The sequence below is a fragment of the Kribbella voronezhensis genome (assembly GCF_004365175.1).
Classification (GTDB): domain Bacteria; phylum Actinomycetota; class Actinomycetes; order Propionibacteriales; family Kribbellaceae; genus Kribbella; species Kribbella voronezhensis.
Window position 1 is genome coordinate 378,328 of sequence record NZ_SOCE01000003.1, and the last position, 23,596, is coordinate 401,923.

The window sequence follows — 23,596 nt, forward strand, 5'->3', positions numbered from 1 at the left end:
GCCGAGCTGTCAGGCGGTGATGGTCATTGCGGTGATCTGGTTGCCGGCGGTCTCGAAGGTGAAGTGGGAGGGGCCGTTGTAGCCGTTGCCGCCGACCTGGGTGACGATGGTCAGCGGGTTGCCGGGGGTGGAGACCTCCGTGTCGGTGAAGGTGGCCTGTTTGCCGATCAGTTCGTTCTCGCTCCAGGAGCGGATCGCGGCGTGGCCGCGGAACTGGCGGCCCCAGTCGTCGACGTAGCCGTCCGGGGCGAAGGCGGCGACGAACGCGTCGTTGTCCTGGGCGTCGATGGCCGTCAACGCGCGCTGGATCGGTTCCGGGATTCCCGCTGGTGTGGTCATAACGAGACGATAAACGGTGAACCGATCGGGCGGATCGTCCGTGTGCATGGTGTCAACAGCCGAGCATCGTCCAGCCAGGGAGATCCATCATGAAGCGCTTCGCCATCGCGGCCGGGACGGCCGTCCTCGGGCTGGCCGCTCTCACCGCCTGCGGCGGCGGCAACGGCGGCTACGGCAGCAAGCCGGCTCCCGCGCAGAGCAGCACCAGCCAGACCGCCGGCGGTCAGGCGGCCGGCGCGAAGCTCGCCACGGCCGACGTCGCGAACCTCGGCAAGGTAGTTGTCGACGGCAACGGCCGCACGCTCTACGTGTTCGGCAAGGACTCCACCAGCCCGCCCAAGTCCAACTGCGACGGCGCCTGTGCCGCGATGTGGCCGCCGGCGACGGCCGGTGCCAGTACGCCGAAACTGGACGGCGTGGACGCCTCGCTGGTCGGCACTGTCACCCGCACGGACGGCAGCAAGCAGCTCACGCTGGCCGGGCAGCCGCTCTACCTGTACTCCGAGGACAGCAAGGCCGGTGACGCCAACGGCCAGGGCTTCGGCGAGCTGTGGTGGGCGGTCGGTAGTGACGGCAAGAAGAACACCACGCAAGACTCCGACAGCGGCAACGCGGGCTACTGAGCCTCGATGACATCGGCCGGCTTCCTTCTGCAGGGTCCCCACCGGGGCCCTGCAGTGTGTCGTGCCGGCGACACATCGCCTATCGTACGAACGACCGTGACGATCGAGGCCGGGAGGACTGCGGTGGGTGACGTGGACCGCCGGCCCGAGTCTGCCGAGGCGCTGGTCCGTTCGCTGTACGCCGAACACGGGCGCAGCCTGCTCGCCTACGCGACCCGGCTGACCGGTGACCGGGCGGCCGCCGAGGACGTCGTCCAGGAGACCCTGGTGCGCGCGTGGAAGCACGCCGACGACCTCACCAGCGGCAAGGGCTCCGTCCGGGGCTGGTTGCTGACAGTGGCCCGCAACATCGTCACCGACCGGGCCAGGGCGCGAGCCGTCCGGCCGGCCGAGGTGGCGGAGATCGCGGACCGGCCGCCGGTCGAGGGCGACCACTCCGAGGCCGTGGTGAACAGCATGGTCGTGCTGGACGCGCTGGACCAGGTGTCGCCCGAGCATCGCGAAGTACTGGTGGAGCTGTACTACCGGGGCCGGTCGGTGACCGAGGCGGCCAAGGAACTGGGTGTTCCGCCCGGTACGGTGAAATCGAGATCGTATTACGCCCTCCGTGCACTGCGTACGGTGATGGGACCCGGAGCGGAGGTGGCCAGATGAGCGAGCACGATCCCTCGCAGCTGGGTGCCTACGTGCTGGGTGCGCTGGAGCCGGACGAGGTCCGCGAGGTCGACGAGCACCTGGCCGGCTGTGCCGAGTGCAGGGCCGAGCTCATCGAGCTGGAGGAGATGAAGGAGTTCCTGGGCGAGGTACCGCCCGAGGCGTTCCTGGACGGCCCGCCGACCGACGGCGACCTGCTGCTGCAGCGGACTCTGCGCGAAGTTCGTGCCGCCTCGGCGCCACAAGAGGCTCCGGTGGTCAGCGCAACTGCTGCTCCCAAGAAGCGCACCCGGTGGCTGGCCGTGGCCGCCGCTGTGGTCGTGCTTGCAGGAGCTGTCGGCGGCGGCGTACTGATCGGACGGCAGACGGCCGACAACCCACCAGTGGCGACCGAAACCGTGCCGGCGGGCTCCAAGCAGGTCATGGTGAGCGATGCCGGCACCGGTACGACGATGGCGGCCACCGTCGAGCCGCGAGCCGGGTGGAGCTGGGTCACCGTCACCATCGCGGGCCTGAAGGCGGGCGCCGAGTGCCAGATGTTCGTCACCGACAAGACCGGGAAGAAGTACGTCGCCGGTAGCTGGGTCGTCTCTCCGAAGGCCGCGCAGGAGGGCAGTCGCTTCGGCGGTGGCGTCCTCGTGCCGATCGACCAGGTCCGGTCGGTCGAGATCAGGACAATCCAGGGCGAGCATGTGGTGACCGCCGCGGTCTGACGCCAATACGGTTGCGCGGGACGAGAGGATGGTCCCGTGGCGACTACTACTGCTTCCGAAGATCTCCGGGCCCGGCGCAAGGCTGCCGGCCTCGCCTGCACGCGCTGGCTGTACGGCCGCAAGGTGCCCGCTTCCGACGTACTGCGGACGCTGGCGGAGGCCGCGGTCGACGAGTGGGACGGCTACGGCAGCGGCGGTGAGGTGGAGCTGCTGGAGAAGGAGGTCGCCGAGCTGCTGGGCAAGCCCGCGGCTGTGTTCGTACCGACGGGGATCCTTGCGCAGCAAAGCGTGCTGCGCGTCTACGCGGACCGCGCCGGCACGCAGCGGGTCGCCCTGCACGGCCTGGCGCACTTCCTGCACCACGAGCTGAACGCCCTGGAGGAAGTGCATCACCTCCGCATCGAGCGGATGACGTCTGAGCCCCGGCAACCCCGTCCGGACGAGCTGGCGGCGATCCCTGGTCACCTGGCCGCTGTGGCGCTGGAGTTGCCGCTGCGCGACGGCGGCTTCGTCCTGCCGACGTGGGACGAGCTGGTGCTGTTCTCGGAGGCCTGTGCAGAGCGCGGCGTACCGCTGCATCTTGATGGCGCCCGGTTGTGGGAGAGCACGCCGTACCTTGAACACAGCCTGGCCGAGGTGGCTGCGCTGGCTTCGACGGTTTATGTCTCGTTCTACAAGGGCCTTGGCGGCCTGAGTGGGGCAGCGCTGGCCGGACCTGAGGACATCGTCGCCGAAGTACGACGGTGGCAGCGGCGGCTCGGCGGCAACCCGTACACGATCTTCCCGTACGCCGTGTCGGCGCGCGCCGGCCTGCGCGACGTACTGCCGTTGATGGGTGACCTTCGCCGGCGCGCCGTCGACTTGGCGGGCGTGCTGCAGACCGCTGGGTACCGCGTGTTCCCGGAGGTGCCGCACACCAACTCGTTCCGGGTCTACGCGCCGCTGCCGGCCGAGGAGATCGAGGTGGCCGCGATCCGCCGCATGGAGGCGACGCGGGAGTACCTGAGCTACACCTGGCGGCCGGCCGACGTACCGGGCTGGTCGTGGATCGAACTCGTGGTGACTCCGGACACCTTGCGGTGGGACGTCGACGAAGTTGGTCAGGCCTTCGCGGAACTTCTGGGAGAATGAAGGCGTTCAGAAGGCGTAGCACTGGCATAAAGCTTGTGTGGGGCAACAATCGGGGAGAGAAGTCAAGCTGTGCTGACGTTCGTCATCACCATGGTCATCCTGCTGGTTCTGTCAGGACTCGTCCTGCTCGCGGTCGCCCGGGGTGAGGGCAAGAATTTCGGTTAGCCGGCGAGGGCATGAACGACGGCCTGCACGATCGGTGCCGCGACCGTGAAGGTCGGCACGACCAAGAGCAACACGGCGGCGGCGTAGGTTGCCGCTGATTGCAGGGGATAGCGCGGCTCCGGGTCGCTCAGTCGTTGGACGCGCAGCACTGTCGACGACTTGGCTGCTGCCATCGCCGCTTCGGGGGCGGGGGAGCCGGCCAGTGCGACCAAGGCACGGGCGAGTGGGAGTGGGCCGTTGCGCCGACGCGCGTCGTCGTCGGCCAGTAGCTCGACCAACGTGCGAGCCTGCTCCAGCGCTACGTCGCTGCGGACCCACCTCGGGAATGCCGTGTGCAGTGCGGTGAAGGCTTCGAGGACCAGGTCGTGCCGGGCTCGTAGATGCGCCTGCTCGTGGGCCAGTACGGCGCGCAGCTCGCCGTCGTCCAACCGGTCGAGTGCACCGACCGACACCACCACCCGTGCCCCACGCAGTGCGGGCAGGCAGTAGGCCAGCGGCGTCTGCTCAGCCAGCACGCGCAGACCCGGTATCAAGCCGTCCGGTGTCGCCAGGACGTCCACCAGGTCGCGGTGCCTCTTCCGTCGTGCCCTGGTGCCGACAGCAACGCGGCCCGCCGCCCAGAGCAACCGGACGCCGACCAGCGCGGTCAATGCGAGTACTGCGGCCGCAGCCAGGTCTCGCGACGACGACGGGTCGAACCGTGGCTCACCAGGCTGCCCAGCGGTCGAGTACGACAAGGCGATCCCAGCACCGAAGGCAGCCAGTACTGCGGCCAGCGCGACCGACTGCCACAGGGCGACCGCTGCCCGGGGGATCCGGTAGGGCCAGTCGGCACGAGCCAGCAAGGCCGGAACCGGTCCGGCGAGGACCAGAGCGAGTGCGGCGAGCAGGATCGGGGTGATCACCCGTCCCGAGCCTCCAGCCGGGCCAGCGCGTCGCGGAGCAGTGCCGCCTCCTCGTCGCTGACCTGACCCACGAACCGGACCAGGGCCGCTCGCCGGTCGCCGGCCCGGTCGAGCGCGTCCCGCATCAGGCCGGCCGCCAGTTCCTCCCGCGGCGCGGCGGCCTTGTACCGCCAGGCCTTCCCGTCGCGCTCGCGCTCGGTCAGCTTCTTCTTGGCCAGCCGGTCGAGCACCGTCATCACGGTCGTGTAGGCCAGATCCCTGGTCGCCGCGAGCCGCTCGTGCACTTCGCGCACGGTCAGCGCGCCCTCGGCCGACCAGAGCTGCTCCATCACCAGCCGCTCGAGATCGCCGAGCGGGCGCGGGCCCTTCGGCGTACCTGCGGCGATCTCTTCTGCGGTCACGTGACCAGTATAACTACGCGTTGTAGTAGATCGGCGCTACGGTTTACTACAAGACGTAGTAGATTCTACTACGTAACGTCGTAGATGCCCGGCAAGCATGCTCGGAAGGCGCTGATGGACACCCTGGATCTGGCCCGCTGGCAGTTCGCGATCACCACCGTCTACCACTTCTTCTTCGTGCCGGTGACGATCTCGCTGGTCGCGATCACGGCCGGCCTGCAGACCGCGTGGTACCGGACCGGCAAGGACAAGTACCTGCGGCTGACCAAGTTCTACGGCAAATTGTTCCTGATCAACATCGCGATGGGCGTCGTCACCGGACTGGTCCAGGAGTTCCAGTTCGGGATGAACTGGAGCGACTACTCGCGCTTCGTCGGCGACGTCTTCGGCGCCCCGCTGGCGCTGGAGGGCCTGCTCGCCTTCTTCCTCGAGTCCACCTTCATCGGGCTGTGGATCTTCGGCTGGGACCGGCTGCCGAAGAAGGTGCACCTGGCCTGCATTTGGATGGTGGTGCTCGGCACGCAGTTGTCGGCGTACTTCATCCTGGCCGCGAACTCCTGGATGCAGAACCCGGTCGGCTTCCGCTACAACGCCGAGCGCGGCCGGGCCGAGTTGACCGACATCTGGGCGGTGCTCACCAACAAGGTCGTCCTGGTCACCTACCCGCACACGATCTTCGCGGCATTCATGGTCGGCGGCGCGTTCGTCGCCGGCGTCGCGATCTGGCACCTGGTCCGCCGGCCCGGCGTCGACACCGGCGCCTTCCGTACCGCGCTTCGCCTCGGCGCCGTCATCGTGATCGCGGCCGGTGCCGGGGTGGCCATCAGTGGTGACCAGCAGGGCAAGGTGATGACCGAGGTGCAGCCGATGAAGATGGCCGCGGCCGAGGCGCTGTACGAGTCCGAGAAGCCGGCGTCGTTCTCGATCCTCACCGTCGGCACGCTGGACGGTTCGCGAGAGCTCTACTCGGTCAAGGTTCCGTACCTGCTCTCCTTCCTCGCCACGGGACACTTCCAAGGTGAGGTGCAGGGCATCAACCCGCTGCAGCAGTCCTACGAGAAGCTGTACGGCCCGGGCTCGTACAAGCCGAACATCCCGCTGACCTACTGGACGTTCCGGCTGATGATCGGCGTCGGGATGACGTCGGCCGCGCTCGCCGTGTTGTTGCTCTGGGCAACCAGGCGCGGGCGGGCACCGAACCGGCTGCTGGTCTGGCTCGCGCTGCCACTGCCCTTGCTGCCGCTGTTCGCGAACGTCTTCGGCTGGGTCTTCACCGAGACCGGCCGGCAACCGTGGCTGGTGTTCGGGCTGCTGCCCACCTCGGCCGGCGTCTCACCCGGCACCACGTCGGGCGAAGTACTGACCTCGCTGATCGGGTTCACGGTCCTGTACGGCGTACTGGCGATCGTGGAGACCAAGTTGATGTTCCGCACGATCCGGGGCGGCCTCGCGGGCACCTCACCCGAGCCGGACCAGCCCGACCAGCCGGACGCCGCCGGCAAGCCGCTGTCGTTCGCGTACTGAGGAAGGGGATCGGGATGGAACTGACGACAGTGTGGTTCGTGGTCATCGCGGGCCTGTGGATCGGGTACTTCGTGTTGGAGGGCTTCGACTTCGGTGTCGGGATCCTGGTCCGGGTGCTCGGCCGGGACGAGCCGGAGCGGCGGGCCGTGATCACCACGATCGGGCCGGTCTGGGACGGGAACGAGGTCTGGCTCATCGTCGCCGGAGCGATGACGTTCGCGGCCTTTCCCGAGTGGTACGCGACCTTGTTCAGCGGCTTCTACCTGCCCCTGTTCGCGATCCTGGTGGCGCTGATCCTGCGGGGAGTGGCGATCGAGTACCGCGGCAAGCGCGACGACCTGCAGTGGCGCTCGCGGATGGACTGGCTGATCACCATCGGGTCGGTACTACCGGCCGTGCTCTGGGGGCTCGTCTTCGCGAACCTGGTCCGCGGCGTACCGCTGGACGCTTCGCACGAGTTCGTCGGGACTGTGGGGTCGCTGTTCAACCCGTTTGCTCTGCTGGGCGCAGCGACCGTCACGGTGTTGTTCGTGGCACACGGCGCGATCTTCCTGGCCCTGAAGACGACCGGTGACTTGCGTCGACGGGCGAACCGCCTTGCCTCGTGGTGCGGCCTCGCTGCTGCCGTGCTCGCTGTCGGCTTCCTGGGCTGGACGCAGGGGATCCGTGGTGACGCCGCTTCAGCAGTAGTCGCTAGTGGGGCCGCTGTGGCACTGCTGGCAGGACTGCTGGCGAACAGGCGCGGCCGAGAGGGCTGGGCCTTCGTAGGTACCGCTGCGGCTGTCGCGCTCGCGGTGACGTCTCTGTTCCTGGCGCTGTTCCCCCTGGTGACCCCGTCGAGCCTCGACCCGGCTTGGAGTCTCACGACGGTCAACGCGGCGTCGACCGCCTACACGCTGAAGCTGCTCACCGTCATCGCTGCGATCTTCACACCGCTGGTGATGCTGTACCAGGGCTGGACCTACTGGGTCTTCCGCAAGCGGGTGACCGTGTCGTGAAGCCACTGGACCCCCGGCTACTAGGCAGAGCCAAGGCAGCTCGCACGTTCTTGGCGGGGTCGGTGCTCATCGGCGTCGCCACTGGCCTCCTGATCGTCGTACAGGCCGTCCTGCTGGCCAAAGGGATCGCTGACGTCGTACTGCGGGGTCAGCTGGCTGCGGCGGTCGTCTGGTCGTTGGTGGCGGTGATCGCCGGACGAGCCTTGTTGTTGTGGTTGCAGGAGGTGGTCGCGCAACGGGCAGCGGCCGCGGTGAAGTCCACGCTGCGCCGGCAGGTGCTGGAGCACTCGCTGAACCTCGGACCCGCCTGGTTGAGCGGAGAGCGGAGCAGTGCACTAACGACGCTGCTGACCAAGGGCTTGGACGACCTGGATCCGTATTTCGCGCGCTACCTGCCGCAGTTGGTCCTGGCCTCGACGGTGCCGGCCGGTGTGATCGCCTGGATGGCGACCGGCGATCTGCTCGCCGCGGGCACTGTGCTGGTGACCTTGCCCCTGATCCCGATCTTCATGGCGCTGATCGGCTGGGCCACTCAGACCTACAGCAGGCGCAGGCAGCACGCACTGGCTGTGCTCGCTCACCACTTCGCGGATGTCGTGTCCGGGCTGCCGACGCTCAAGTTGTTCGGTCGTGCCAAGGCTCAAGCGGTCGCTGTGGAACGCGTGACCGAGCGGCATCGGGTGGAGTCGATGAAGAGCCTGCGGTTGGCGTTCCTCTCGTCGCTCGTCCTGGAACTGCTGGCCAGCATCTCGGTGGCGCTGGTCGCGGTCGGTGTCGGGCTGCGCCTGGTCGACGGGAAGCTGGCATTGGAGACTGCGTTGCTGGTCCTCATCCTGGCTCCGGAGGCCTACCTCCCGCTGCGCCAGGTCGGCGCGCAGTTCCATGCGAGCGCGGACGGGGTTGCTGCCAGCGAGGAGGTGTTCCGGGTGCTGGAGACACCTCTGCCGGTGCAGGGCGAGCGAACCGACGTACCGGACCTGCGGGTGACTCCGCTGCACCTGCACGACGTGACAGTGACGTACTCCGGGAGGTCGGCACCGGCGTTGGAGGGGTTCGACCTGGAGTTGTGGCCGGGCGAAGTGGTTGCGCTCACCGGGCCCAGTGGGGCAGGCAAGTCGACGGTGCTGGCGGCGCTGCTCGGGTTCGTCGTACCGGAGCGCGGGGTGGTTGTCGCGGCTGGGAGTGCGGCGGACGAGTTCGACCCGGTGTTGTGGCGACAGCAGTTCGCGTGGGTGCCGCAGCGGCCGGGGCTGTTGCTGGGGAACATCGCCGACAACGTCCGGCTCGGGCGGCCGGACGCTTCGAACGATGCGGTGCGACGGGCGCTGGCTGCGGCCGGGGCTGCCGAACTGGAGTTGGACACAGCGGTGGGGGAGCAGGGGGAGTTGCTGTCGGGCGGCCAGCGGCGGCGGGTGGCGTTGGCGCGGGCGCTGGTGACGGATGCGCCGGTGCTGTTGCTGGATGAGCCGACTGCCGGGCTGGATGCGGACGCCGAGGCTGCGGTGGTCGCGAACCTCCGTGCGACCGGGCGGACGGTACTGCTGGTCGCGCACCGGCCCGCGCTGATCGCCGCGGCCGACCGCGTGGTCGAGGTGGGCACGAAGGAGCTGGTGGGCGTATGAGCAGCCTTCAAAGCGACCGTACGGTGGTGAACCTGGCTGGTAGTCGGCCACTGGGGCTGGCTGTCGTTGACCGGCGCCTGGCCGGACGGCTGGTGCTTGCGGTGATCGCCGGAGTGCTGGCCTCCGGGTCGGCGGTGGCGTTGCTGGCGACCTCCGCGTGGCTGATCACCACTGCTGCCGCTCAACCCCCGGTGTTGACGTTGATGGTGGCGATCGTGGCCGTCCGGGCTTTCGGTGTCGGCCGCGGAGTCTTCCGGTACGTCGAGCGGCTGGCCGGTCACGACGCGGCGTACCGGGTGCTGGGTGGTGTGCGGGCGCGTGTCGCCGGGCGACTGGAGGAGTTGGCTCCTGCTGGGTTGTCGCTGCGGAGTGGGGATCTGCTGGCGCGACTCGTGCTGGATGTCGACGCTGTGCTCGATCTCTGGCTGCGAGTGGTGCTGCCGGTGCTGGTGGCGGCCGTGACGGCCACTGCGACGGTGGCTTTGCTGGTGATCCTGCTGCCGGTTGCAGGCGCTGCGGTCGCATTGGCCGTCCTGGCGGCCTGCACAGTGGTGCCGTGGGTGACCGCCGGTACGGCGCGACGAGCTGAGCGGACGATCGCCGGTGCTCGTGGGGCAGTCGCTGCGGGTGCGACTGAGGCTCTGCTGACTGCAGCCGATGTCGTCGCCTTCAATGCGGTCGACAACGTACTGGCCGGATTCAGTGCTGCTGATGCACGACTGGCCCAGGCAGAGCGTCGGTCAGCTTGGAGTACCGGGCTCGGGAACGCGCTGCTCGTGCTGTGTGTCGGCGGGGCGAGTGTGGCGGGTCTCGTGCTCGGTAGCCAGGCGGACGTGTCCGGCCCGGTCCTCGCAGTACTCGTCCTGACTCCGCTCGCCCTTGCCGACGTACTGGGCGGAATTCCGGTCGCGGCCCAGCTGGCGATCCGGGTGCGGGCGTCGCTCGGCCGTCTGCAGCAGGTGATGGCCCTGCCGACACCCGTGTCCGAGCCCTCTCAGGCCGTCGAACTACCGGCAGGGCGGGATCTGACGGTCCGCGGTCTGCGAGTCGGGTACGGCGAGGCAGACGTCCTGAGCGGCCTGGACCTGGAACTGCCGGCCGGGAGTCGTGTGGTCGTGACCGGGCCCAGCGGCTCGGGGAAGAGCACGCTGGCCGCAGTACTGCTGCGCTTCCTGGATCCGCGTGGAGGAGACGTGCTGCTCGATGGTGTGGAGCTGCGGCAGTTGCGGGGCGACCAGGTGCGGTCGGTCATTGGGCTGCTGACGCAGGAGAGCCACGTCTTCGACACCAGCATCCGGGAGAACCTGCTGCTGGCCAGGCCCGGCTCGAGCGACCTGAGGCTGTGGAAGGCCCTGTACCGCGCGCGGCTCGGCCAATTCGTCGAGAGCCTGCCCGATGGCCTGGACACGATGGTCGGGGAGCACGGGGCTCGACTGTCCGGTGGGGAGCGACAGCGGCTCGCCTTCGCCCGGCTGCTGCTCGCCGACCACGACGTACTGGTGCTGGACGAGCCCACCGAGCACCTGGACGAGGAGACGGCCCGGGCGCTCCTGGCCGACCTGTACGCCGCGGCGGGCCGGCGGACCGTAGTACTGCTGACTCACCGGCCAGAGCTGGCGCCTTACAGAACGCAACCGGTCGTGGACCTCGCGTGAGGGATGCCTGCCGAGGGCCTGGTGTCTGCCAAGATGGGGAATCGTGTCGAACCCTCAGCTAGTCACCCTGCTCACCGACCAGGCCCTGATCGCCATCATCGCGGTGATCGCCATCGTGCTGATCGGCGGTACCACCGGCCTGGTCATCTCCCGGCGCCGGAAGGCGGAGCTGCCGGCCGCCGAGCCGGCCCCTGAGCTCACCGAGCCCAAGGTCGGCGACGACGCGGAAGAGCCGCGGGACACGCCGACCCGGACGCTCGAGGACACCGAGCTGCCCGAGGCCGGCGCCACCGCCACGATCGAGAAGCCGGAGTCCGCCCAAGGCCGGCTGGTCCGCCTGCGGGCACGGCTGGCCCGGTCGCAGGGCTCGCTCGGCAAGGGCCTGCTCGCGCTGCTGTCCCGAGACACCCTCGACGAAGAGGCGTGGGAGGACATCGAGACCACTCTGATCACCGCCGACGTCGGCGTCGCGCCGACTCAGGAGCTGGTCGAGAAGCTCCGGACGCGGGTCCGGGTCGAGGGCGTGTCCGGTGACCAGGCGCGGACCATCCTGCGCGAGGAGCTGATCGCGCTGGTGAATCCCGAGCTGGACCGCACGCTGAAGTTGGAGGGCAAGGAAGGCCAGCCCGCTGTCGTCCTGGTCGTCGGTGTGAACGGCACCGGCAAGACGACCACGGTCGGCAAGCTGGCCCGGGTCCTGGTCGCGGAGGACAAGCATGTGGTGCTCGGCGCGGCCGACACCTTCCGGGCGGCGGCGGCGGACCAGTTGCAGACCTGGGGTGAGCGCGTCGGCGTACGGACCGTGCGTGGGCCGGAGGGCGGCGACCCGGCGAGTATCGCGTTCGACGCGGTCAAGCAAGGGATCGAGGAGAAGGCGGACGTGGTCCTGGTCGACACGGCCGGCCGGCTGCACACCAAGACCGGGCTGATGGACGAGCTCGGCAAGGTGAAGCGGGTGATCGAGAAGGCCGCCGAGGTGGACGAGGTGCTGCTCGTCATCGACGCGACCACCGGCCAGAACGGGCTCACCCAGGCCCGGGTGTTCGCCGAGGTGATCAACGTGACCGGCCTCGTGCTGACGAAGCTGGACGGGACGGCCAAGGGCGGCATCGTGATCGCCGTCCAGCGCGAGCTCGGCGTACCGGTGAAGCTGGTCGGGCTCGGCGAAGGCGCCGACGACCTGGCTCCGTTCGACGCGGAGCAGTTCGTCGACGCCCTGCTCGACTAGGACACTAGGGGCCGCCGTGCCTGGCCGGTGCCGGGCGAGGTTGATCGACCGGGCCGGCCGAGAGGTCCGTCCACCACTCGACCTCACCGGTGTCAGCCGGGGGCGCGTCGGCGGCCTTGTCCTGCGGGAAGTGGCCGAGGCGTTCCACCTGTTCTGCAAGGGCGTCCAGCACCGAGCGCAGCTGCACGTGCGCCACCTGCGTGAACGTGCGAACGTACTCGAGCTCGGCGGCCTGTGCGTCCGACCGTGGCAAGTGCTTGACCGCGGACTCCACCGAGTCGTGTGCCTGCTGCAGTACGTCGCGCTGCTGGTGGCGAGCCGATTCGACCAGGTCCTTGGCGTACTGCTCGGCCTCGGCGACCAGGTTGTCGGCAATCTGCTGTGCCTGGCTCAGTAGCCCGACTGCGTGCGCCGTGATGTGTGCCCGCTGGTCCGCGTCCGGCGTGCTGGCGCGGAGCCGCTCCAGCTCGGCCCTGAGCTCCGCCCGGTCGGCGTCGGCGTACTCGATCTGCTCCGCCAGATCGCTCAGGTAGCCGAGCACCTCGGCCGGATCCAGTCCCTTCCGCCGGGTGGGGAAGGTCTGGTGCCGGATCGCGTACGGCGACTGGGCGGGTCGCCGGGCGAACGGGTCTTCGGGCGTCACTGCTGGCCCCCTGCTGAGGTCGTGGTCCCGAAGGACTCGGTGCGGATGTCAGCCGCCGGCGTACCGGCTCCGGTCAGCTCGCCGACGGTGTGCGCCACCATGGCCGGCGAGCCGCAGACCAGAGCGATGTGCCCCGGCCACGGTCCGTGTTGCGCGGCCACGGTGCCGACCAGGCCGCGCGGGCCGGGGTACGACCCGTCGTCGGAGACCACGGGCGTGTAGCTGAACCAGGGCCGCTGGGTGAGCCGGGTGAGCTGCTTGTGTTCGTACAGGTTCCATGGCATCCGGGCGCCGTGGAACAGGTGCACGTTGGGCACCGGCTGCTGGCTGCGGTCGAGCTGTTCGAGCATGGCTCGTAGCGGTGCGAGCCCGGTGCCGCCGGCCACCATCAGGAGGTTCTTGTGCTCCTTCGGTAGCTGCAGGGTGTCGCCCACCGGCGCACCGAGCCGTACGGCGTCGCCCTTGCGCAGCGAGCGCACAGCGGCACCGCTGACCTGGCCGCCGGCGATCAGCTGGATGTGCAGCTCGATCGACCCGTCACTCCGTGGCGCGTTGGCCGGGCTGAAGTAGCGCCAGCGCCTTGGCCGGTAGGGGATCTCCAAGGCAACCGACTGGCCCGGTTGGTAGTGCAGTGGCTGCTCGGGTCGCAGCTGCACGATGGTGATGTCCATCGTGCGCCGGTCCACGCCGAGCACCTCCGCCGGCCACCAAGCGGGGCTGTCGTCGGCGGCTTCCTCGGCGGCTTGGACCATGACGGTCGCGACCAAGCCGTACGCCTCGGCCCAGTCGGCAGCGAGCTGCGACGTCCAGGCAGCGCCGAGGAAATGCTGCAGGGTCGCCAGCAGGGAAGCACCGACGGCCGAGTAGTGCTCCGCGATCACCGAGAACCGCCGGTGGTCGCGGCCGAGCTGTTGCAGGAAGGGGACCACTTCGTCGAGCTGAGCCGCGTTGCTGACAACAGCGCCGAGGGCGCCGACCAACTTGTCCCGCTGGGCGGCCATCGAGACCGGGAACATCTCCCGGACTTCCGGATGGGACAGGAACAGGTGGGAGTAGAAGAACAGCGGTACCTCGTCGCCCGACTTGGCGACGACGGCCCAGCTGCTCTTCAGTGCGGCCGGATCCATCCCCGGCTCAGGGCGCGGTGACGATGTCGCCCTGGGTGGCGCCGAGCGCCTGCACGACCCGGTCGGTGATCTCCTGCGGCACGCTGTGCGCCTCCAGGGCCTTGATCAGGTGCGCCACCACCAGCCCGAAGTCCTCGTCGGTGATACCGCGGCCGCGGTGCGCGGCGGCCAGGTCGGCGCCCTCGTAGGACACCGGTCCGCCCATCACCTGCGAGACCAGCTGCACCTGGTGGCGCTTCAGCCGGGTCAGGTCGGTGTCGGCGAAGTAGCCGGCCAGCTGCGGGTCGGCCAGAACGCTTTGGTAGAACAAATCCACCACCGAAGCGACGGCGGCACCACCACCGACCGCGGCGTAGTCACTGATCTTCTCGCTGCCGGCCTGTACGTGCTCAACCACGGAGCAACCACTCCCAAAGAGTCTCGAACCGATCCCCGAGCGGACCCGATCCGATCACCTGGGCAGGGCGCAGGTCAAGCCGTCGGAGGAGATTCGAAACGTAACGTCCGTTGTTCGTTCGAGGCGTTGACAATCGTTGCCAGGATGCGAAATCTTGGTCCGGCCCCCTCTTCTCACACTGTTGCCTGGAGCAACAGATCCGAAAAGACGTCTCCCGCTGGCATCGATGCCAGAGCAGAACCGGTTCAGCTCGCGCCGAGCCCGGCTGTGTGGTTCAGTGGTGTTGCGCGAAGGCCGCGGCGATCTCTTCCGCGCCCTCGTTAGTTGCCAGCAGCAACCGTAGGAGGAGCCGGGCTTTGTACGGGTCGAGGAAACCGCCGTCGATCAGGCCACGCCGCAGCAGGTCGGACTCGGAGCCGGTCGAGCTGTAGGTGTTCCGCAGCACGGAGCCGGCGCCCGTCCGCGAGGTAAGGACGACCGGGATGCGCTGCGCGAGCTCGCCGAGCACAGGTGCGAGCGCGGACGGCACATGGCCGACCCCGTACCCCGCCACGACCAGGCCCTGGTACTTGTCGGCCAGTCCGTCGAGCAGCAAACCGTCGTCGTCCATCGTGACGGTGTAGAGCGCCACCTTGTTGGCGTCGAGGTCGTCCGGCTCTGGCCGGCCCTGGACGCCGTCCTGCCGGGCTGGGCGTGTCAGGATCCGCACCTGGTCCTCCACCAGGTGCCCGATCGGCCCGGTGTTGGGGGACGCGAAGGCCGCAGTACTGGTGCTGTGGGTCTTTCGCACCCAGCGTGCCGCGTGGATCTGGTCGTTGAAGACCACCAGTGCGCCCAGGTCGCGTGCGGCGGGGGAGCAGGCGACCCGTGCGGCAGCCAGGAGGTTCGCCGGGCCGTCGGGGCCTGCCAGAGTCGGGTTCCGCATCGCGCCGGTGAGGACGAACGGGTTCGGGTGCGGCCAGACCTGGTCGACCAGGAAGGCAGTCTCCTCGAGGGTGTCGGAGCCCTGCAGGACGACGATGCCGGTCGCGCCGTCGCTGATCGCCTTGGAGGCGGCGTCGACCACCTCGAGCATCTTGGCGACCGTCAGGTTCGCACTGGGCACCGCCTCGATGTCCTGGACCTCCACCGGACGTTCCAGCTCGGCCAGCCCTGGTACTGCGGCGGTCAGCTCGGCTCCGGTCAACCGGGCGGTGTTGGGCCCGGCCATGCCGATCGTGCCGCCGAGGGTGAACAGTGCGACGCTCACGGGCCGTCCTCTCCTTCGCTGACAAGCCCGGGAAGGCTACAACCTCCTTGGATCGCACTAGCTACTTGGATCGCTACCTACTTGGATCGCGCCCGGACGTGCATCCGCTCGCCCTGTGGGCCGAACAGGGTCAGCATCTCGGCCGGGCCCGGCCCGGGGTTGCTGAACCAGTGCGGGATGCGGGTGTCGAACTCCGCGACCTCCCCTTCGGCCAGCACGATGTCCTTGTCGCCCAGCAGCAGACGGATCCGGCCGGACAGCACGTAGAGCCAGTCGTAGCCCTCGTGTGTCCGCTGGTCGGGTTCGCCGCCGGGCCAGCCCGCCTGCACGATCTGCTTGTACGCCTGCAGCCCACCGGGTCGCCGGGTCAGCGGGATCATCACCGCGCCGTCCTTCCGCTTGACCGGTCGCGCGTGGATCCGTGGGTCACCTGTCGGTGGGGCGTCGACCAGTTCGTCCAGCTGGACCTGGTGGGCCCGCGCCAGCGGCAGCAGCAACTCCAGCGTCGGGCGGCGCTGGCCGGCCTCCAGCCGCGACAGCGTGCTGACCGAGATCCCCGTCGCGGCCGCGAGCTCGGCCAGCGTCGTACCGCGTTCCTGCCGGAGCGTGCGCAACCGCGGTCCGACACCTTCCAGCACACCCTCGAAATCGTCCATGTTGCCATCTTGGCAAACTTTCTTGTCGTTTTGGCGATTTCGGCCGAGGCTCGGGACAAAGCTTTCGAGAGGAGTCGACGATGGACGAGTACGACGTGGTGGTGGTCGGCGGGGGAGCCGCCGGGCTCGGTGGCGCGCTGGCCCTGGTGCGGTCGCGCCGATCGGTGCTGGTGATCGACGAGGGCACGCCCCGCAACGCACCGGCCGAGCACGTCCACAACTACCTGACCCGCGACGGGGTGCCGCCGGCAGAGATCTACGCCCTCGGTCGCGCCGAGGTGACCGGCTATGGCGGAGAGGTGCGTACTGGCACGGTCACAGCAGTCACACCGGGCCAGGACGGCTTCGAGGTCCTGACGGCCGACGGTACTGCGGTGCGCGCCCGCCGGCTGCTGGTGACGACGGGCCTGGCGGACCAGCTGCCCGAGGTACAGGGGCTTGCTGAGCGGTTCGGCCGGGACGTACTGCACTGCCCGTACTGCCATGGCTGGGAGGTGCGCGATCAGGCGATCGGCGTACTGGCTACAGGTGTGATGGCGATTCACCAGGCGATGCTGTTCTCGCAGTTGAGTAGTGACGTCACCCTGTTTCTCAACGACGGACCGGAGCCGACAGAGGAGCAGTGGGAGCAGCTGGCGGCGCGCGACATCTCCGTAGTACTGGGGAAGGTGACTGCGATCGAGGTGGCGGACGACAAGCTGTCCGGCGTACGGCTGGATGGTGGCAGGGTTATCCCGTGTCAGGCGCTTGTGGTGCAGCCGTACGCCGCTGCCCGTGCTGCGTTCCTCGAAGGGCTCGGGCTCAAGCCGGCCGAGGTAGAGGCCAACGGAGTCTCCATCGGTACCGCGGTCCCGTCCGAACCCGGCGGAAAGACCGCCGTGCCCGGCGTGTGGGTGGCAGGCAACGTGGCTGACCCGCGAGCTCAGGTGATCACGTCCGCGGCCGCGGGTCTGGCAGCCGCGGCGGCCATCAACTACGACCTGATCGAAGAAGAGACCCGGCTGGCAGTGGCCGCGCGGAGTAGTTGAGGAGTTGAATAGGGGCGGGAGGGTGGATGCGCGACACTGTCGACCCAGAATTCGCCTCGTACGTCGATGCGCGGCAAGGAAAATGGCTCCGGGCGGCCTACCTGGTGTACGCCGACCTGGATCGGGCCGAGGAGCAACTTCGGCACGCCTTCACGCGGCTGGCGCTGCGCTGGGGCAAGGTCGACGATCCGGACGTCTTCGTCCAGCGGATCCTCTACGACTCGGCCCTGTCGCGGTGGTCCCGCGCGAAGCCGCTGCCGGTGGAGGACGACGAGCATCCGGTCCGGGTGGCATTGGCCGGCCTCAGCCCGGTTCAGCGTGCGGTGTTCGTGTTGCTGCATCTCGAGGAGCTCACGGAGTTCGAGGTCGCCGACGTCCTCAACCTGTCGCACACCACCGTGCACGGGCACGGTCTGAGCGCCCTGAACCAGTTTCGCGCGGCGCTCGGTGCGGGCGATCAGCGCGATACCAGGCGGAGGGACTGGCGGTGAGGCGGGAGGACGTCCACCCCCTGCTGACCCAGGCAGCCGACGGCATACCCGAGCCGGATCTCGCCGACGCCGCCTGGAACGCCGCGGTCGCGATCCGGCGCCGACGTCGGCGCAGTGTCGTCATCGCTCTCGTCGCGGTCCTGGTGATCGGTGCAGCAGCTGCACTGGTCGCCGCGCTCGGCGGCGGCAAGGCGGCGATCGCACCGCCGACCACGCCACCTTCCGGGCCGCCTGGCTTTGTGCGACCGGCCGGACAGATCGACGGGATGGATTTCTGGATCGCTCCGCCCAGTGGCAGCGAGCGGTACCTGGATCGGCTCGACACTTCATTGGGGGAGACGCTGACGCTCCCGGAGGATCCGAAGAGCCTCCGGGAGGCGCCGATCGAGCGGATCGCGGCAGTCGTGCTCGGGATCCACAGTGGGTCGTATGAGCCGCTCCTGCTCGGCAACGACGGGCACTGGGCGCACGCCGACGTACGGCTGAGTGCGATCAGTACTGGCGCTCCACTCAGCTCGGGAGCCGTATCACCGAGTGGGGAGCTCGTGGCCTTCCCACAACCAGGTGCCGTGCAGGTGCTCAGCGTCATCAACTCGGAGGCCCGGGAGATCAGCCTGCCGACGCAGGACCTGCGCAGTGTGAGCTGGTTGCCTGACGACAACCGCCTCATCGTCAGCGGTCCGGATGCCGCCTATCGCGTGCTGCTCGACGACGGCGGCAAAGGAGAGCGCGCAGTGACACCGGTGGAGCCCAGCGGCGACCCGGAGGACGCGACTTCGCCGTACCAGCTGAGCGGTAGTGGCGGGCGGGTGGCACTTGCGGGCTACTCGATCGCCAAAGGCTGGACCTCCCACACAGCGGCACAGCTGCCAGTGGAGTCCTGGGTCGGGCAGACCTTCGCCAGCGGCAGTACGGCCGCCCGCCTCTTCATCTCCGGCGAACTGTCCGAATTGCCCGATCCGGACCCCCAGCCGCAGGTCGTGGCAGCCATCTCCGTGCAGGGGGCCGCGCAGAGCAGGCTGCTGGTGCTGGGCTCCTCCCCACCGCCCACAGCGGGAACAGTCGCTCCCGCCGTCGACCGGCCGCCCGGCTGCTGCCTGGTGCTCGGCTGGTACGACAGCAACACCGTCCTGGTCCAGGTCCAGGGCTGGGTGATCTCCTGGGGCGTCCTGACCGGGCAGGTACGCCGGGTCACCGAGCTCGAGGTGAGCGGAGTCGCCCTCGGGCCCGGTGTCCGCGGCTGAACTACTCGACGATGCCGTGCATCGTCATGCCGACCAGATGGTCTGCCTCCGTCACAGCAGGCATCGCCTCGCCGGTGAGCGCCCGCAGGATCAGCACACCCGCGAGCCACTCCACCATCAGGATCGGGTCGGCACCCGCCCGGATCGGCTCACCTCGTTGCCGGGCCCGCTCCAGCGTGGCCGCCGTCAACGCGATCCGCCGGTCCAGGAAGCTGCGGTAGAGCACGGCGAACCGCTCGTCCCGGTTCAGCTCCGAGACCGCCAGCCGGACCCAGGCGAGGCCTTCCTTCGTACTGACGAACTGCAACGCCGCCGTGTAGACCTGCCGCAGGTCGCCCTCGATCGAGCCGGTGTCGGCATCCGGGATCTCGATGTCGAACAGCTCGGTCATCGCGTCGTTGGCCAGCTCTTCCTTGCTGGCCCAGCGGCGGTAGATCGTGGCCTTGCCGACGCCCGCCGCCTCCGCGACGTCGTCCACCGTCATCCCGTCGAACCCGCGCTCCAGCAGCAGCTGAACGGCGTACCGGCGGATCCTCGGCTCGGCGTCCGGGTCCCGCGGCCTGCCGCGGCGCGGCCTTTCCCCGCTTGTAATCCCCATTTCTTCGTCCCCAGTTAGGACAGGCGCAGTGGCGCGGCTGCGGCCCTGTGTGGTCAGGCCAGAGTGCCACACGTCGGCCGATGTCACGTCGATGTCACTTAAGAAGGCGCTTTGTCACATGCCTGAAACATGCGGACCGATCGGCTGAAACGGCGCGCCGACACCGTTTGCGGTGTGGCCGTGCGCGGGCTTCCCGGCGTTGTGGAGTTCCCCCCTGATGAGGACGCGGGCCACCCCCCAGATCGATGGAAGGGATGACGTTGATGGAGATCAACGCCGGCGATACCGCCTGGGTCTTGGTCAGTGCCGCCCTGGTGTTCTTGATGACACCGGGCCTGGCTTTCTTCTACGGCGGCATGGTGCGCGTCAAGAGCGTGCTGAACATGATGATGATGAGTGCCATCACCATCGCCGTGGTCACCATCTTGTGGGTGGTGGTCGGCTTCTCGCTGACCTTCACCGGTGACCACGGGCACGTGATCGGTGGCTTCTCGGCGGCCGGGCTGAAGGGCCTGATCGCGCCGGAGGCGGTCAGCGGCACGATTCCGACGCTCGCCTTCGTCGCCTTCCAGTTGATGTTCGCGATCATCACCCCGGCGCTGATCTCGGGCGCCATCGCGGACCGGGCCACCTTCCGTGGCTGGATCGCGTTCGTGGCCGGCTGGACCTGCCTGGTGTACTTCCCGGTCGCGCACTCGGTGTGGTTCCTGGACGACGGCAAGGGTGGCTGGATCGGCGACAAGCTGAAGGCGATCGACTTCGCGGGTGGTACCGCGGTGCACGTGAACGCCGGTGCGGCAGCGCTCGCGCTGGCCCTGGTACTCGGCCGCCGGGTCGGCTGGCGCAAGGACCCGATGCGGCCGCACAGCCTGCCGCTGGTCATCCTCGGCGCCGGGCTGCTGTGGTTCGGCTGGTTCGGCTTCAACGCGGGCTCCGCGCTCAGCGCCGGCACCACCGCCGCGGTCACCTTCGTGAACACCCAGGTCGCCACCGCCGCCGCCGTGATCGGCTGGCTGATCGTGGAACGGATCCGGCACGGCAAGGCCACCACGCTCGGAATGGCCTCCGGCGCGGTCGCCGGCCTGGTCGCGATCACCCCGTCCTGTGGTGCGGTCACGCCGGTCGGCGCGATCATCCTCGGCGTCCTGGCCGGTGCGATCTGCGCCTTCGCGGTGTCGCTGAAGTACAAGCTCGGCTTCGACGACTCCCTCGACGTGGTCGGCGTGCACCTGGTCGGCGGTCTGTTCGGCTCGCTGGCGATCGGCTTCCTGGGGTCGGCGGCCGCTCCGTCCGCGGTGGACGGCCTGTTCTACGGTGGTGGCGCCGGCCAGCTCGGCCGGCAGGCGCTGGCGAACCTGGCGGTCGGTGTGTACTCCTTCGTGGTCGCCTTCGGGCTGGGCAAGCTGATCGACAAGACGATCGGCTTCCGCCTGACCGAGGACGACGAGGTCACCGGTGTCGACCAGGTGGAGCACGCCGAGACGGCGTACGACTTCCTGGGCGCGTCCGGTCTGCGCGGTCACAACCCGCTGGCCCGGGCCACGGCGATCGTTCAGGACGCCCCCGCTGAAGAGGACACCAAGGAAGGCGCGAACGCATGAAGCTGATCACGGCGGTGGTCAAGCCGCACAAGCTGGAAGACGTCCGGGCCGCGCTGGAGACGTTCGGGGTGACCGGGATGACGGTCACCGAGGCGAGCGGCTACGGCCGGCAGAAGGGCCACACCGAGGTCTACCGGGGCGCGGAGTACGAGGTGGACCTGGTCCCGAAGGTCCGGCTCGAGGTCGTCGTCGAGGACGGTGACGGCGCCGATGTGGTGGACGTGATCGTCAAGGCGGCGCAGACCGGCAAGATCGGCGACGGCAAGGTCTGGGTGACCCCGGTCGAGTCGATCGTCCGGGTCCGTACCGGTGAAGTCGACGGAGACGCCCTCTAGATGGTGAACCGGGCAGAGCAGCGGCGCGTTCGGGCCGACGAGGCGGACGCGCTGCTGCACCTGCTCCTCTCGAAAGCCTGTGACGCCCTCGGCCAGTCCGCCGAGGGCGTCGCGCTCGTAGCCGTCGGCGGCTACGGCCGGGAGGAGCTTTCGCCGTACAGCGACCTCGACGTGATGCTGCTGCACACTGCCGGCTACCCACGAATAGACGAGCTGGCCGCACAGATCTGGTATCCACTGTGGGATTCGAGGACCAAGCTCGACCACAGCGTCCGGACCGTCGAGGAAGCCCAGACTGCCGCGGCGGACGACGTACGAGTCGCACTGGGTCTGCTGGACGCGCGGCACGTGGCTGGGGACTCTCACCTCACACTGCAGTTGCGGTCGGTGCTGATGGCCGACTGGCGTCGTACTGCGAAGACACGGCTGCCCGCGCTCGCCGCTGCGTGCCGGGAGCGCGCCAACACGGTCGGCGAGCTGGCCCACCTGGCGGAGCCGGACCTGAAGGAGGCGTACGGCGGGTTGCGGGACGCCGTCGTACTACGGGCGCTCGTGGCGTCCTGGTTGGTCGACGTACCGCATCCCGTGGTGGAGCGAGCGCGTCTGGACCTGCTGAACATCCGGGACGAACTGCACGACGTCGCAGGGCGCGCCACGGACCGGTTGGTCGCAGACGTCGCCGGTGAGGTCGCTGCTGGGCTGGGAATGGCAGACCGCGATGAGCTGCTGCGGCACGTCTACGCCACCGGGCGGACCTTGGCGCACGTGTGCGACGTGTCCTGGCGGCGGGTCGAGTGCCTGGTGGCGCGGCCACCTCGCTCACGGCGTCGCGGGCGTACTGGTGGTCCACTGCTGCTGGCCCTGGACGAAGGAGTCGGGCAGCACGAGGGTGAAGTCGTACTGATGCCTGACGCACGGCCGGAGCGCGATCCGGTGCTCGGCCTGCGCGCTGCGGCCGTTGCTGCGGACCGTTCGCTCGTACTGTCTCCCGCTGTTTGTGCGCGGTTGGCTGCTGCCTCGGCCCCATTGCCGACGCCCTGGCCTGGCGAGGCTCGTCGACTGCTGTGCGCTTTGCTCGGCGCCGGTCCAGGACTGCTCGAGGTGTGGGAGGCGATGGACCAGGCCGGGTATGTGTCCCGGCTGCTCCCCGAGTGGGACTCTGTGCGGTTCCGGCCGCCACAGTCCGCAGTACACCGCTACACGGTCGACCGGCATCTGCTGGAGACCTGTGTCGAGGCGTCGAAGATGGTGCGCGACGTACGCCGACCGGACCTGCTCCTGATCGCCGCGCTCGTGCACGACCTCGGCAAGGCGGTGGAGGGTGACCACAGCGTCACCGGTGCCGTGATCGCTACTGCAGTGGGCCGCCGACTCGGTTTCCCGGCTGCTGACGTCGAGACGATCACGCTGCTGGTGCGCCAGCACTTGATGCTCGCCCAGGTGGCGACACGGCGAGACCTGGACGATCCGATGACGGTGGAACTGATTTCGGGGATCGTCCGCGACACAGACACGCTGGACCTGATGGAGGCACTCACGTACGCCGATGCGCGTGCTGCTGGGCCCGCTGCCTCGTCGCCATGGCGGATGCGGCTGGTGGGAGAGTTGGCCCGTCGGGTGCGAGGTGACCTGTCCGGGGGAGGCGCCGGACTGTGGACGGAGGCTCCGCCGATCGCTGTGCCTGCACTGCACCAGGTGGTCGGCATCGGTCGGATCGGTGTGACCGTGTCGGACCATGCCGGTGAGCTGCGGATCAACGTGGCTGTGCCTGACCAGGTGGGGACGCTGTCGACGGTTGCCGGCGTACTGGCGGTCGAGCGGCTCGCAGTACGGTCTGCTGTCATCACCTCTGTCGACGGGCTCGGGATCTCCCAGTGGTCGGTTGCCGGCTCAGTGCCCGACCCTGTGCGGCTACGGGACCGGCTAGCTGTCGCACTGCGCGACGATGCCGACCTGGTACGCCGATTGGCTGCGCGGGACTCGTCCGCTGCCCGCCAAGCCGTTGCCAGCAAGGTCGATTTGTTGCCTGGGGCATCGGAAACCGCGACCGTGCTGCAGGTGCGCGCACACGACCGCCCCGGCCTGCTGTACGACGTGACGGCGGCGATCGCCTCGACCGGGGCCGACATCCGCTCGGCGCACGTGAGCACGCTCGGGGCCGAGTGTGTCGACGTCTTCTACCTGACCGACCGCCACGGAGCACCGCTGGAAGAGGAGGACGCGGAGACGACCGCCAAGTCGGTGCTGGACCGGCTGACCTTCTAGTGTT

General features: G+C 69.0%; 24 protein-coding genes. 15 read left to right on the forward strand and 9 right to left on the reverse strand.

Going from position 1 to position 23,596, the window contains the following annotated elements:
- Positions 1-9: 9 nt before the first annotated feature.
- A complete protein-coding gene (locus EV138_RS36440; protein WP_133985281.1) occupies positions 10-339 on the reverse strand; it encodes a nuclear transport factor 2 family protein in 330 nt (109 codons plus the stop codon).
- Positions 340-428: 89 nt separating this feature from the next.
- Here EV138_RS36440 and EV138_RS36445 point away from each other — a divergent pair, with 89 nt between their 5' ends.
- The 4 genes from EV138_RS36445 to EV138_RS36460 all read left to right on the forward strand — a co-directional run bounded on the left by EV138_RS36445 (position 429) and on the right by EV138_RS36460 (position 3,460).
- Positions 429-962, forward strand: a complete 534-nt coding sequence (locus EV138_RS36445) for a hypothetical protein (protein ID WP_133985283.1) — start codon at positions 429-431, stop codon at positions 960-962.
- A gap of 123 nt (positions 963-1,085) precedes the next feature.
- Positions 1,086-1,616, forward strand: a complete 531-nt coding sequence (locus EV138_RS36450; RefSeq protein WP_112237204.1) for a sigma-70 family RNA polymerase sigma factor — start codon at positions 1,086-1,088, stop codon at positions 1,614-1,616.
- A complete protein-coding gene (locus EV138_RS36455; RefSeq protein ID WP_133985285.1) occupies positions 1,613-2,329 on the forward strand; it encodes an anti-sigma factor family protein in 717 nt (238 codons plus the stop codon). Before EV138_RS36450 ends, EV138_RS36455 begins: the two co-directional genes overlap by 4 nt.
- A 36-nt stretch (positions 2,330-2,365) precedes the next feature.
- Positions 2,366-3,460 (forward strand): threonine aldolase family protein, encoded by a 1,095-nt coding sequence (locus tag EV138_RS36460; protein WP_133985287.1) that lies wholly within the window; start codon positions 2,366-2,368, stop codon positions 3,458-3,460.
- 161 nt (positions 3,461-3,621) lie between these two features.
- Here the strand turns inward: EV138_RS36460 and EV138_RS36465 are convergent, their stop codons facing one another.
- Together EV138_RS36465 and EV138_RS36470 are read right to left on the reverse strand one after the other, a co-directional pair.
- Positions 3,622-4,530, reverse strand: a complete 909-nt coding sequence (locus EV138_RS36465; RefSeq protein WP_133985289.1) for a M56 family metallopeptidase — start codon at positions 4,528-4,530, stop codon at positions 3,622-3,624.
- Positions 4,527-4,931: a BlaI/MecI/CopY family transcriptional regulator gene (locus EV138_RS36470; protein WP_255513795.1), complete on the reverse strand. Its 405-nt coding sequence runs from the start codon at positions 4,929-4,931 to the stop codon at positions 4,527-4,529. Before EV138_RS36470 ends, EV138_RS36465 begins: the two co-directional genes overlap by 4 nt.
- A 114-nt stretch (positions 4,932-5,045) precedes the next feature.
- Here EV138_RS36470 and EV138_RS36475 point away from each other — a divergent pair, with 114 nt between their 5' ends.
- From EV138_RS36475 to ftsY, 5 genes are read left to right on the forward strand one after another with little or no spacing between them, the layout of a single operon-like run.
- Positions 5,046-6,455, forward strand: coding sequence for a cytochrome ubiquinol oxidase subunit I (locus EV138_RS36475; protein ID WP_133985560.1), 1,410 nt, complete (start codon positions 5,046-5,048; stop codon positions 6,453-6,455).
- Between the two features lie 14 nt (positions 6,456-6,469).
- Positions 6,470-7,453 (forward strand): cytochrome d ubiquinol oxidase subunit II, encoded by a 984-nt coding sequence (gene cydB, locus EV138_RS36480; protein WP_133985291.1) that lies wholly within the window; start codon positions 6,470-6,472, stop codon positions 7,451-7,453.
- The gene (gene cydD / locus EV138_RS36485) at positions 7,450-9,075 is read left to right on the forward strand and encodes a thiol reductant ABC exporter subunit CydD (protein WP_133985293.1); all 1,626 of its coding nucleotides are present in this window, start codon (positions 7,450-7,452) and stop codon (positions 9,073-9,075) included. The genes cydB and cydD overlap by 4 nt, the downstream gene beginning before the upstream one ends.
- Complete coding sequence (gene cydC, locus EV138_RS36490; protein WP_133985295.1) at positions 9,072-10,730, forward strand: thiol reductant ABC exporter subunit CydC; 1,659 nt, start codon at positions 9,072-9,074, stop codon at positions 10,728-10,730. The genes cydD and cydC overlap by 4 nt, the downstream gene beginning before the upstream one ends.
- 43 nt (positions 10,731-10,773) lie before the next feature.
- Entirely contained in the window at positions 10,774-11,958 is a 1,185-nt protein-coding gene (ftsY, locus tag EV138_RS36495; protein WP_202867119.1) for a signal recognition particle-docking protein FtsY, read from the forward strand.
- Positions 11,959-11,962: 4 nt separating this feature from the next.
- Here ftsY and EV138_RS36500 read toward each other — a convergent pair whose 3' ends face one another.
- The 5 genes from EV138_RS36500 to EV138_RS36520 all read right to left on the reverse strand — a co-directional run bounded on the left by EV138_RS36500 (position 11,963) and on the right by EV138_RS36520 (position 16,030).
- Complete coding sequence (locus EV138_RS36500) at positions 11,963-12,601, reverse strand: DivIVA domain-containing protein (RefSeq protein ID WP_133985297.1); 639 nt, start codon at positions 12,599-12,601, stop codon at positions 11,963-11,965.
- Entirely contained in the window at positions 12,598-13,728 is a 1,131-nt protein-coding gene (locus EV138_RS36505) for a globin domain-containing protein (protein WP_133985299.1), read from the reverse strand. The genes EV138_RS36500 and EV138_RS36505 overlap by 4 nt, the downstream gene beginning before the upstream one ends.
- Before the next feature lie 7 nt (positions 13,729-13,735).
- Positions 13,736-14,125 (reverse strand): group I truncated hemoglobin, encoded by a 390-nt coding sequence (locus EV138_RS36510; protein WP_166678890.1) that lies wholly within the window; start codon positions 14,123-14,125, stop codon positions 13,736-13,738.
- Positions 14,126-14,399: 274 nt separating this feature from the next.
- Complete coding sequence (locus tag EV138_RS36515; RefSeq protein ID WP_133985303.1) at positions 14,400-15,374, reverse strand: asparaginase; 975 nt, start codon at positions 15,372-15,374, stop codon at positions 14,400-14,402.
- A 77-nt stretch (positions 15,375-15,451) separates the two neighbouring features.
- Positions 15,452-16,030: a helix-turn-helix domain-containing protein gene (locus tag EV138_RS36520; protein ID WP_133985305.1), complete on the reverse strand. Its 579-nt coding sequence runs from the start codon at positions 16,028-16,030 to the stop codon at positions 15,452-15,454.
- Positions 16,031-16,110: 80 nt separating this feature from the next.
- Here EV138_RS36520 and EV138_RS36525 point away from each other — a divergent pair, with 80 nt between their 5' ends.
- The 3 genes from EV138_RS36525 to EV138_RS36535 are packed head-to-tail and all read left to right on the forward strand — an operon-like array spanning position 16,111 to position 18,793.
- On the forward strand, positions 16,111-17,058 hold the full coding sequence (locus tag EV138_RS36525; RefSeq protein ID WP_133985307.1) for an NAD(P)/FAD-dependent oxidoreductase: 948 nt from the start codon (positions 16,111-16,113) through the stop codon (positions 17,056-17,058).
- Positions 17,059-17,084: 26 nt separating this feature from the next.
- Positions 17,085-17,549, forward strand: a complete 465-nt coding sequence (locus EV138_RS36530; protein WP_133985309.1) for an RNA polymerase sigma factor — start codon at positions 17,085-17,087, stop codon at positions 17,547-17,549.
- Complete coding sequence (locus tag EV138_RS36535) at positions 17,546-18,793, forward strand: hypothetical protein (protein WP_133985311.1); 1,248 nt, start codon at positions 17,546-17,548, stop codon at positions 18,791-18,793. The genes EV138_RS36530 and EV138_RS36535 overlap by 4 nt, the downstream gene beginning before the upstream one ends.
- Before the next feature lies 1 nt (position 18,794).
- On the opposite strand, the gene EV138_RS36540 is transcribed toward EV138_RS36535, so the two are convergent.
- Positions 18,795-19,391, reverse strand: a complete 597-nt coding sequence (locus EV138_RS36540) for a TetR/AcrR family transcriptional regulator (protein WP_133985313.1) — start codon at positions 19,389-19,391, stop codon at positions 18,795-18,797.
- A gap of 254 nt (positions 19,392-19,645) precedes the next feature.
- Between EV138_RS36540 and EV138_RS36545 the strand changes: the two genes are divergently transcribed.
- Genes EV138_RS36545 through EV138_RS36555 form a run of 3 tightly spaced genes read left to right on the forward strand, consistent with a single transcriptional unit; the run spans position 19,646 to position 23,592 of the window.
- Positions 19,646-20,992 carry an ammonium transporter gene (locus tag EV138_RS36545; RefSeq protein ID WP_238158611.1) on the forward strand — a complete coding sequence of 449 codons (1,347 nt, stop codon included), beginning with the start codon at positions 19,646-19,648 and terminating at the stop codon, positions 20,990-20,992.
- Positions 20,989-21,327 carry a P-II family nitrogen regulator gene (locus tag EV138_RS36550; RefSeq protein WP_112236980.1) on the forward strand — a complete coding sequence of 113 codons (339 nt, stop codon included), beginning with the start codon at positions 20,989-20,991 and terminating at the stop codon, positions 21,325-21,327. The genes EV138_RS36545 and EV138_RS36550 overlap by 4 nt, the downstream gene beginning before the upstream one ends.
- A complete protein-coding gene (locus EV138_RS36555) occupies positions 21,328-23,592 on the forward strand; it encodes a [protein-PII] uridylyltransferase (RefSeq protein WP_133985315.1) in 2,265 nt (754 codons plus the stop codon).
- Positions 23,593-23,596: the final 4 nt, after the last annotated feature.

Excerpts from the sequence above, each read along its gene's own strand:
- EV138_RS36550 (WP_112236980.1), top strand. The coding sequence starts at position 20,989 with ATGAAGCTGATCACGGCGGTGGTCAAGCCGCACAAGCTGGAAGACGTC.
- EV138_RS36455 (WP_133985285.1), top strand. The coding sequence starts at position 1,613 with ATGAGCGAGCACGATCCCTCGCAGCTGGGTGCCTACGTGCTGGGTGCG.
- EV138_RS36505 (WP_133985299.1), bottom strand. The coding sequence starts at position 13,728 with ATGGATCCGGCCGCACTGAAGAGCAGCTGGGCCGTCGTCGCCAAGTCG.
- EV138_RS36525 (WP_133985307.1), top strand. The coding sequence starts at position 16,111 with ATGGACGAGTACGACGTGGTGGTGGTCGGCGGGGGAGCCGCCGGGCTC.
- EV138_RS36530 (WP_133985309.1), top strand. The coding sequence starts at position 17,085 with ATGCGCGACACTGTCGACCCAGAATTCGCCTCGTACGTCGATGCGCGG.
- EV138_RS36445 (WP_133985283.1), top strand. The coding sequence starts at position 429 with ATGAAGCGCTTCGCCATCGCGGCCGGGACGGCCGTCCTCGGGCTGGCC.
- EV138_RS36520 (WP_133985305.1), bottom strand. The coding sequence starts at position 16,030 with ATGGACGATTTCGAGGGTGTGCTGGAAGGTGTCGGACCGCGGTTGCGC.
- EV138_RS36555 (WP_133985315.1), top strand. The coding sequence starts at position 21,328 with ATGGTGAACCGGGCAGAGCAGCGGCGCGTTCGGGCCGACGAGGCGGAC.
- EV138_RS36540 (WP_133985313.1), bottom strand. The coding sequence starts at position 19,391 with ATGGGGATTACAAGCGGGGAAAGGCCGCGCCGCGGCAGGCCGCGGGAC.
- EV138_RS36545 (WP_238158611.1), top strand. The coding sequence starts at position 19,646 with ATGACGTTGATGGAGATCAACGCCGGCGATACCGCCTGGGTCTTGGTC.
- EV138_RS36440 (WP_133985281.1), bottom strand. The coding sequence starts at position 339 with ATGACCACACCAGCGGGAATCCCGGAACCGATCCAGCGCGCGTTGACG.
- cydB (WP_133985291.1), top strand. The coding sequence starts at position 6,470 with ATGGAACTGACGACAGTGTGGTTCGTGGTCATCGCGGGCCTGTGGATC.
- EV138_RS36475 (WP_133985560.1), top strand. The coding sequence starts at position 5,046 with ATGGACACCCTGGATCTGGCCCGCTGGCAGTTCGCGATCACCACCGTC.
- cydC (WP_133985295.1), top strand. The coding sequence starts at position 9,072 with ATGAGCAGCCTTCAAAGCGACCGTACGGTGGTGAACCTGGCTGGTAGT.